Origin of the sequence: Streptomyces sp. NPDC021100 (genome assembly GCF_044333095.1) — a bacterium.
GTDB lineage: Bacteria > Actinomycetota > Actinomycetes > Streptomycetales > Streptomycetaceae > Streptomyces.
Genome location: NZ_JBIRQH010000043.1, coordinates 1 through 9,131 on the forward strand (window position 1 = coordinate 1; position 9,131 = coordinate 9,131).

General features: G+C 70.7%; 7 protein-coding genes and 1 pseudogene. 5 read left to right on the forward strand and 3 right to left on the reverse strand.

Going from position 1 to position 9,131, the window contains the following annotated elements; all coding sequences use genetic code 11:
- The 3 genes and pseudogenes from ACH4PU_RS35995 to ACH4PU_RS36005 form a co-directional block, all read right to left on the reverse strand.
- Positions 1 to 455 (reverse strand): annotated as a pseudogene (locus ACH4PU_RS35995) (pentalenene synthase); the annotation flags it as partial.
- Between the two features lie 16 nt (positions 456 to 471).
- The gene (locus ACH4PU_RS36000) at positions 472 to 1,479 is read right to left on the reverse strand and encodes a hypothetical protein (RefSeq protein ID WP_398282238.1); all 1,008 of its coding nucleotides are present in this window, start codon (positions 1,477 to 1,479) and stop codon (positions 472 to 474) included.
- 212 nt (positions 1,480 to 1,691) lie between these two features.
- Positions 1,692 to 1,982 carry a hypothetical protein gene (locus tag ACH4PU_RS36005; protein ID WP_398282242.1) on the reverse strand — a complete coding sequence of 97 codons (291 nt, stop codon included), beginning with the start codon at positions 1,980 to 1,982 and terminating at the stop codon, positions 1,692 to 1,694.
- Between the two features lie 599 nt (positions 1,983 to 2,581).
- Here ACH4PU_RS36005 and ACH4PU_RS36010 point away from each other — a divergent pair.
- The 5 genes from ACH4PU_RS36010 (at position 2,582) to uppS (ending at position 8,682) form a co-directional block, all read left to right on the forward strand.
- Positions 2,582 to 4,528, forward strand: coding sequence for a 1-deoxy-D-xylulose-5-phosphate synthase (locus ACH4PU_RS36010; RefSeq protein WP_398282245.1), 1,947 nt, complete (start codon positions 2,582 to 2,584; stop codon positions 4,526 to 4,528).
- The gene (gene ispG / locus ACH4PU_RS36015; RefSeq protein WP_398282248.1) at positions 4,525 to 5,703 is read left to right on the forward strand and encodes a flavodoxin-dependent (E)-4-hydroxy-3-methylbut-2-enyl-diphosphate synthase; all 1,179 of its coding nucleotides are present in this window, start codon (positions 4,525 to 4,527) and stop codon (positions 5,701 to 5,703) included. Before ACH4PU_RS36010 ends, ispG begins: the two co-directional genes overlap by 4 nt.
- Entirely contained in the window at positions 5,700 to 6,782 is a 1,083-nt protein-coding gene (locus ACH4PU_RS36020) for a polyprenyl synthetase family protein (RefSeq protein WP_398282251.1), read from the forward strand. Before ispG ends, ACH4PU_RS36020 begins: the two co-directional genes overlap by 4 nt.
- On the forward strand, positions 6,779 to 7,756 hold the full coding sequence (locus ACH4PU_RS36025; protein ID WP_398282254.1) for a 4-hydroxy-3-methylbut-2-enyl diphosphate reductase: 978 nt from the start codon (positions 6,779 to 6,781) through the stop codon (positions 7,754 to 7,756). The genes ACH4PU_RS36020 and ACH4PU_RS36025 overlap by 4 nt, the downstream gene beginning before the upstream one ends.
- Positions 7,757 to 8,007: 251 nt before the next feature.
- Positions 8,008 to 8,682, forward strand: a complete 675-nt coding sequence (gene uppS / locus ACH4PU_RS36030) for a polyprenyl diphosphate synthase (protein ID WP_398282257.1) — start codon at positions 8,008 to 8,010, stop codon at positions 8,680 to 8,682.
- The last annotated feature ends 449 nt before the right edge of the window (positions 8,683 to 9,131 follow it).

Sequence of the window (9,131 nt, forward strand, 5' to 3'; positions counted from 1 at the left end):
ATGAAGCCACGCAGGTCGCAGGCGACGCGGGCCTGCCAGTAGCGGGACATGCCGGTGATCAGGCGGGACCAGACGTCGGCGAGGGCGGCGACCATAGGGGCACGGGTGTGGGTTGCGGCGGCGAGTGGGCCGCCCTCGATGACGGCCAGGCACCCGAGGCAGGTGGGCTCCACGATCTGCGAGGCGTGGCCCTGCCGGTTGTCGAACATGAAGTCGTACAGGCCGAACCAGTAGTTCAAGTCCGACACGACGTCGAGGTCATCGCCCTCGGCGTCGGGGTAGGCCAGGGCGGTGGACTCGGCGAGCTTCATCAGCTTGAAGTCGGCGGCGGCCTGGCCGGAGCCGATCACTGCGAGGGAGCGTAGCCACTCAAGGCTCTGCTGACCGGCGCGCTCGTAGTCCGGATTCACCTTCCCCGGCGGGAACGGGATGTCGAAGACGACGTCCAGCGGCATCAGACGGTCCTGCCTTTCAGGGGAAGTCAGCGAGGATGTCGGCGATATGGCCGGGCCGCTCGGGCGGGATGACCCCGGCCGGGCGGAAGCGGGGCGAAGTGCGCAGCCACTGGTAGGTGCCGGACATGAAGTCCCGCATCGACGCCAGGTAGCACGTGAGCGCCTGCGCCTGGCTGCCGGTCAGGCCGAGTTCGTCCGGCAGCGCTTTGGACCGCGTCTCCAGTTGCCGGAACTCCGCGGTGGCCTGCGCCACGCGGGCCTGGATCGAGCCGATCGCCTCCGGCCGGGACCGGTCGCGCTCCAGGAGCAGCACGAAGTTGTGGACGTCGCCCCGGGCCTGTTCCCGCTCCACCGAGTGCACGTCGTCGATCAGCCACACCACGTCGGTTGCCAGCGTGCGCATCCGGTTCAGGGCTGGGTGCTGGTCGAGCTGAGCGGGAAGCTCGGCGTGGTAGACGCGCTCGGTCAGGTCGAGGTACGGGCCCATGCCGACGGTGGCCCGCCGCAGGCGGGGGTACTCCTCCGCACTCGGCCGGCTGCTCGTGGTGCGGTTGTCGGTCTCGTCGGTGTGCGAGGCGATGTACTCCCGCCAGTTGGCTGCCGCCCGCTCCCGCCATGCCTCCGACATACGGTGGCAAGAGCGACGCCATACGTCGACCCAGGCGCGGGTTGCCGCGGTTTTCGGTTCTCCGGCGCCGGGCGGGCGACGGGTGAGCTGGACGAGTTCTTGGCACACCGCCCGGGTCCGCTCGGGCTGCTTGCCGGTCGGGCCGTCGAACTGGTCGTTGAACAGGGCGGTCCAGCCGACCATGTCCAGCGCGAGGCGCAATTCGTCGGGGTCGGCGCGGTTGTAGGTGTAGGCGGTGGCCTCGCTGATCTGCATGAACAGATACAGCTCCGCCTCGTGGGTGGTTCGGATCAGGCCCTGTTCGCGCAGCCACGCCATGTGCCCGGGGCGGGCCCGTTCCAGGTTGGGGTTGAGGGCGGGGGGAAACGGGATGTCGAACTCGACGCCTTGGGGCATGCCGTCCTTCCGGGCTACCACAACGGCTGCTTGAATACTCAGCGTTCGGTGCTGCCGTTGGGGACGCTGTGGCGTGAGCAGGTGAGGATCCGGGCGTAGTAGCCGTCGTTGATGTGGCTCATCGCCCGAAGGGCGTCCACGAACTCGCGCCCTCCGACTGGTCTCGCCGGCACGCGCAGTCAGCCATAGAGTTCACGCTGTACAACAGGCCCTCAGGCGTCGCTTCCAGGCCCCGTGACTTCGAGGAGCCCTGGCGACGCAGGCGAATAGCCTTCGGGTGCTTTCCTCTGGCGGACTGTGCCGCGGCCGGCCGTGACGGTGGCGACCGTCTCCTCGTCGTCCTTGTCGGGCCGGACGGCCTTGCTGATGGCCTTGCGCACATCGTGCTCCAGGTCGCGTGCGCGGTCGAGGCATTCGTCGGTGAAGTCCTTGGCGTCGTCGAGGACGTTGCCGATGAACCGGGTGATACCGGTGCGGCGGCGCTGTGTCGGCTGATCGCTCATGTGCGGTCCTTCCTGTGCGCCTGGGCAGGGAGCGGGGGAGGAGGGTGTGCCGGCCACGGCGCTCCGCGGCCGGAACGGGCCGGCTGCTTCCATCACGACACGGACCGCACACCGGGTCCAGGCGTGCGGCGGCCCGCATGGCGGCATTCGGGCCGCCAAAAGAAGGAGCAGGCGGCGTGCGGCCTTTCGGCCCGCTCACACCTCCCGTGACGCGCCGCGGTGCCGGTGCACGCGAGACGTGAGGACGCCATCGCGCTCCGGTGCGGGCTATCAAAGCAAGCCGGGTTGTTCACACGGGTGAACAGGCCGCTCACACCGTTGCCTGCCGGCATCGCCGGTGGTCCAACACGCTTCCCCGGCCAGGCGCATGCGCCTGCCGACACGCATTTGCCGTGTTGGAGGCTGGGCATGCGCACCATGGGCGGCAAGCAGAGTCATCCCCCACGCACCGGCACATGCCGCGCTACGGCCGCCGTGGCGCAGTCGCTCCGGCCGCCAGGCACGCGCGCCCGCCTGGTCGGCGACGTCGCCGACGGTCGCCCGAGCCCCCGATCACCCTCCATGCGCGGAGACATCCCATGCAGAGCCCTGCTGAAAGTATGACGAACGTACCGCGTCTTCTGGCGTCCGTGACAGACCCCGACGCCTTACAGGCCCTGCCGGCCGAAGCATTGGGGGAGCTGGCGCGGGACATCCGGCGCTATCTGGTGGCGACGGTGTGCGCCTGCGGCGGGCATCTCGGCCCGAGCCTGGGGGTGGTCGAGCTGACGATCGCCCTGCACCGCGTCTTCCACTCGCCTCGCGACAGCATTCTCTTCGACATCGGTCACCAGGCGTACGTGCACAAGCTGCTCACGGGACGTCAGAAGGGGTTCGAACAGCTGCGCAGGGCCGGTGGTCTGTCGGGGTACTGCTGCCGGGCGGAGTCCGAACACGATCTAATCGAGAACTCCCATGCCTCCACCGCCCTGTCCTACGCCGACGGCCTGGCCAAGGCCCGGGCCCTGGCGGGGAAGCGGGAGCGGGCGGTGGTGGCGGTCATCGGCGACGGCGCCATCACCGGGGGCATGGCGTGGGAGGCGCTGGACAACATCGGCGCCGCCCCCGAGCGCCCGGTGATCGTCGTCCTGAACGACAACGGCCGCTCGTACGCCCCCACCACCGGCGCACTCGCCGCCCGCCTGACCGCGCTGCGGGCCGGGGAAGGGCGACCGTCCGGTGCGGGGAATCCGTTCACCGCGCACGGGTTGGCCTATCTCGGGCCCATCGACGGGCACGACGTCCCGGCGCTGGAGGAGGTGCTGCGGCGGGCCCGGGACCTGGACCGGCCTGTCGTGGTGCACGTCGTCACCGTCAAGGGCAAGGGTTATCCGTTCGCGGAAGCCGACGAGGCGGATCGTTTCCACGCCGTCGGGGTCATCGACCCAGTCACCGGCCGCGCTCCGGCCCCTACCGCCCTGGCCTCTACCAGCCTGGCCCCTGCCGTCCAGCCCACCGCCGTCCCGACTCCCACCGTCCCGGTGGCAGCTGCCTCGGCGGCGGCTGCGCGGCCACCGGGCACCTGGACCGAGGTCTTCGCCGAGGAGCTGCTGACCCTGGCCGGGCAGCGTCCCGAACTGGTGGCGGTGACCGCCTCGATGCTCCGGCCCACCGGCCTGTACCCGATGGCCGTCCGCCATCCCGACCGCGTCTTCGATGTCGGGATCGCCGAACAGCACGCCGTCACCAGCGCCGCCGGCCTGGCCATGGGCGGTCTGCACCCCGTCGTGGCGATCTACGCCACTTTCCTCAACCGCGCCTTCGACCAGGTGCTGATGGACGTGGCCCTGCACCGCCTGCCCGTCACCCTGGTCCTGGACCGCGCCGGGATCACCGGCCCCGACGGCCCGTCCCACCACGGCATGTGGGATGTGAGCCTGCTCGCCCTCGTCCCCGGCCTGCGTCTCGCCGCCCCCCGCGACGCCGCCCGCCTGCGCGAACTGCTGCGCGAGGCCGTCGCCGACGACGAGGGGCCGACCGCCCTGCGCCTGCCCAAGGCCGCGGTGGGAGAGGAAGTGAAGGCACTGACGCGGATGGACGGCCTGGACATCCTCCACCGCGGCCGGGGCCGCTGCCTGGACGTCCTCCTCGTCGCCACCGGCCCCACCGCGACCGCGGCACGGGCAGCCGCCCGGCGCTTGGAGACGGAGACGGACATCGGCTGCACCGTGGCCGACCCCCGCTGGATCACCCCCGTCCCTCCCGCCCTCGTCCACCTCGCCGCCCGCCACCGGCTGGCCGTCACCGTCGAGGACAACACCCGCACCGGCGGCTTCGGCACCCTCTTCGCCCAGGCGTGTACGGACGCCGCGGTAACCACCCCCGTGCACGCCCTCGGCCTGCCGCCGGCCTTCCTCCCCCACGGCTCCCGCCGCGACCTGCTCGCCGAAGCCGGACTGGACGCCGACGGCATCACCTCCGCCGTCCTGCGCGCCCGCGCCGGCTTCACCCCCCACACCAGCCCACCCTCACCGGCCCAGGCCGGCGGCGCGCGGAGGACACGATGACCACCCACCTCGGACTGCCCGCCATGCCCCCCAAGACACCGCGGCGCCGCCCGTCACGGCGGATCCACGTCGGTGACGTTCCCGTCGGGGACGGCGCGCCGGTGTCGGTGCAGACGATGACGACGACGGCGACGGCGGATGTGGACGCGACGCTGCGGCAGATCGCGGAGATCACCGCCGCCGGCTGTGACATCGTGCGGGTCGCGGTGCCCTCGCAGGACGACGCCGACGCGCTGCCCGCCATCGCCGCGAAGTCCCCGCTGCCGGTGGTGGCGGACATCCACTTCCAGCCCCGCTACGTCTTCGCCGCGATCGACGCCGGCTGCGCGGCGGTGCGCGTCAACCCCGGCAACATCAAACGCTTCGACGACCGCGTCGCCGACATCGCCCAGGCAGCGGCGGCGGCGAAGGTGCCGATCCGCATCGGCGTCAACGCCGGCTCCCTCGACCCCCGCCTGCTGGCCAAACACGGCGCCGCCACACCCGAGGCGCTCGTGGAGTCCGCGCTGTGGGAGTGCTCGCTGTTCGAGGAGCACGGCTTCACCGACATCAAGATCGCGGTCAAGCACCACGACCCGATGACCGTCGTCGCCGCCAACCGCCTTCTGGCCGGCGCCTGCGACTACCCCCTCCACCTCGGCGTCACTGAGGCCGGACCCGCCTTCCAGGGCGCGATCAAATCGGCCGTCGCCTTCGGCATCCTCCTCGCCGAGGGCATCGGTGACACCATCCGCGTCTCCCTCTCCGCGCCCCCCGTGGAACAGGTCAAGGCCGGCATCCACATCCTGCAGTCGCTCGGCCTGCGCCCCCGGCAGCTGGAGATCGTCTCCTGCCCCGGCTGCGGGCGGCTGCAAGTCGACATCCACAAGCTCGCCGCTCAGGTCGAAGCCGCCTTCGACGGCTTCCCCCACCCGCTACGGGTCGCCGTCATGGGCTGCGTCGTCAACGGCCCCGGCGAGGCCCGCGAAGCCGACCTCGGAGTCTCCTGCGGCAACGGCAAAGGGCAGATCTTCGTCCGCGGCGAAGTCGTGCGCACCGTCCCCGAACACCGCGTCGTCGACGCCCTGCTGGAAGAAGCCCTCCGCCTCACCGAAACGCACGAGGGCGCAGCGAAAGAGGCCGCGCCTCGAGCGGCAGGAGCCGAGGCCCATGCGGCAGAGAGGGCCGCCTCATGACCGCCGTCACCGAGACGGCCGTGCACCTGACCCGTCTGCGGGACCTCGTCGAGGAGACGCTGCGGTGTTTCGTGGACGCCAAGCGCGCCGCCGCGCGCGAGAGCGACCTGCCGGCCGAGACCACCGAGGCCCTGGCCGACTTCATTCTCACCGGTGGCAAACGCCTGCGTCCGCTGCTGTGTCTGCTCGGCTGGTACACCGCCGCCGATACATTCCCGCCCCCGCCGGTTGTCCGCGTGGCCGCCGCCCTGGAGGTCTTCCATGACTTCTGTCTCATCCACGACGACGTCATGGACCGCTCCGACCTCCGTCGCGGCCATCCCACCGTCCACCGCACCCTGGCCGCCCACCACCACCGGCGGGCTCGCTCCCCGGTCGACGCCGACGAACTCGGCGTCCACGGCGCCGTCCTCGTCGGCGACCTCGCCTTCGTCTGGTCCGACGAACTCCTGCACACCGCCGGCCTCACCCCCGCCCAACAGACCGCCGCCTGGCCCCTGATCGACACCATGCACGCCGAGGTCATCCACGGCCAGTACCTCGACCTCACCCACGCCGGCGCCCCGGCGACCGACCTCGACGCCCCCTTGCGCGTCATCCGCTACAAGACCGCCAAATACACCGTCGAACGCCCCCTGCACATCGGCGCCGCCCTCGCCGGCGCCGGCCCCGCACTACGCGAGGCACTCAGCGCCTACGCCCTCCCGCTGGGCGAGGCGTTCCAGCTCCGCGACGATCTCCTCGGCGTCTTCGGCACCCCCGAGGACACGGGAAAGCCCAACCTCGACGACCTCCGCGAAGGCAAACACACCCTCCTCGTCGCCCACGCCCTGCGCCGCGCCGACCCCCACCAACGCACCCTCCTCCACCAGACCCTGGGCAACCGCGACCTGGACGAGGACACCGCCGCCCGCGTCCGCGACATCCTCACCACCACCGACGCCCGCACCACCATCGAAACCCTCATCCACCACCGCCACCGACAAGCCCTCACCGCCCTCGACACCCTCCCCGCACCACCCGCCGCCCGCCACGCCCTCCACGACATCGCCCTCACCGCCACCGTGAGGACCTCATGACCATCGACCGACGCCGGGTCCTGCTGGCCGCACCCCGCGGAGTCTGCGCGGGAGTCGACCGAGCCATCAAGACCGTCGAGAAGGCCCTGGAGCAGTGCGGCGCGCCGGTGTATGTGCGCCATGAGATCGTCCACAACAAATACGTGGTCAAGACCCTGGAGAAGAAGGGTGCGATCTTCGTCGACGAGACGTTCGAGGTGCCCGAGGGCAACATCGTCATCTTCTCGGCGCACGGTGTCGCCCCGGTCGTGCACGAGGAGGCCGCCCGCGGGAAACTGGCGACGATAGATGCGACGTGCCCGCTGGTGACCAAGGTCCACAAGGAAGCGGTCCGTTACGCGCGCGAGGACTACGACATCCTCCTCATCGGCCACGAGGGCCACGAGGAGGTCATCGGCACCAGCGGCGAGGCCCCGGACCACATCCAGCTCGTCGACGGCCCCGAGGACGTGGCGAACGTCGAGGTCCGCGACCCGGACAAGGTCGTCTGGCTCTCCCAGACCACCCTCTCCGTCGACGAGACGATGGAGACGGTCGGCGCGCTGAAGAACAAGTTCCCGGGCCTCCTCTCCCCGCCCAGCGATGACATCTGCTACGCCACGCAGAACCGGCAGACCGCGGTGAAGCAGATGGGAGCCGAGGCCGACCTGGTCATCGTCGTCGGCTCGAAGAACTCCTCCAACTCCGTGCGCCTGGTCGAGGTCGCCCTCGGCGCCGGCGCCGGCGCCGCGCACCTGGTCGACTACGCCGAGGAGATCGACGAGACATGGCTGGAGGGCGTGGCGACGGTCGGTGTCACCTCCGGTGCCTCCGTCCCCGAGATCCTCGTCGAAGGCGTCCTGGAATGGCTGGCCGCCCGCGGCTACGAGGACGTCGAAGTGGTGCGCTCGGCAGAGGAACACCAGCGGTTCGCCCTGCCACACAGCTTGTCCTCCCTCCACCCGAAGCCGCCGCGACCGGGAGGTGTCCCGTAAATAGTCCAGTCTCGGCCCCTGCCCTTGGCTACGACCGTCATCACCGCACCGGGCCCGGCAGCCGCACACCGGTATGGCAAGGAGCACCGTGCCTGTCCGGCGGCCGCAGCCGTCTCACCACCGTGTGTTCATCTCTCCCACAGAGGCGCACCGTCATGAAACCTTCCGGCAAGTGCATCTCGGTCGACCGCAACCCTCACCACGTAGCGCAGACGGCCACCACCCGTCCGGTCCCTTCGCAGACACCTTCGGTGCCGCAGCACATCGGCGTGATCCTCGACGGGAACAGGCGCTGGGCCCAAGCGCACCGCGTGTCGTTGGAGCGGGCCTACACGGTGGGGGCGCGGCGCGTGGTGGACCTCACCACCTGGTGTGACAGCGTCGGCATCCCCCTGGTGACGGTGTGGGCGCTGTCGCAGGACAATCTCCAGCGCGCTCCCGAGACCGTGGCCCGGATCCTGGACGCGGTCAGCTCAGGGCTTCGCCTGATCACCGCCGGCCGACGGTGGCGCATCCACCCCATCGGGGCTCTGGATCTCCTGCCCCCGCCGCAGGCCGACCGGCTGCTCCACCTGGCCGACGCCAGCGCCGACGCCACACCGGGAACCCTCAACGTCGCCGTCGCCTACGACGGACGGGCCGACATCGTGGCAGCCGTAAGGGAGCTGATGCGCAGCGGTGACGAGCGGCCCCCGCGCCGGATCAGCGAAGCGGATGTGGCGCGACACCTGTCCACCACCGGCCAGCCCGACATCGACCTAGTCATCCGCACCTCCGGCGAACAGCGGCTGTCCGGGTTCATGCCCTGGCAGACCGCCTACGCCGAGTTCTTCTTCACCGACATCAGCTGGCCCGACTTCTCCGCCGCGGCCTTCGCCTCCGCGCTCGACGCCTACCGCACACGTCAGCGCCGCTACGGACGATGACATCGCCCGACGCGCGGAAGAGACGGCAAGACACAGGACCGAAAGAGACCCCCGCAACGCCGCTCGGTATCCGTACAGCCGACCGGCCATCGGCCGAAGGGGGAAGGGACGCGTGGTGCGGCACGATCAAGGCACATCTGGACACGGTCGGTCAGCCGCTACCGGACCTGGCCATCCGTACCTCCGGCGAACAGCGTTTCGCTACGGACACTGAGACCGCCGTCATGGACGGTGACCGATTTGCCTCCCATTCACCCTCTGAGGCTCTTCCGTCGCCGCAGCCGCAGCATGCCTTCCTGCGGGCTACTCATCCGCACCTCCGGCGAGCAACATCTGCCCGGTCTCACCCCCCCCGGGGGGCCACCCGTGCCGAGCTGTACCTCCAGCCTGCGCCCAGGCTGCACCGGCGCCGATTTCCACCAGGCTTCCGCTTCACTAGACGCACGCGT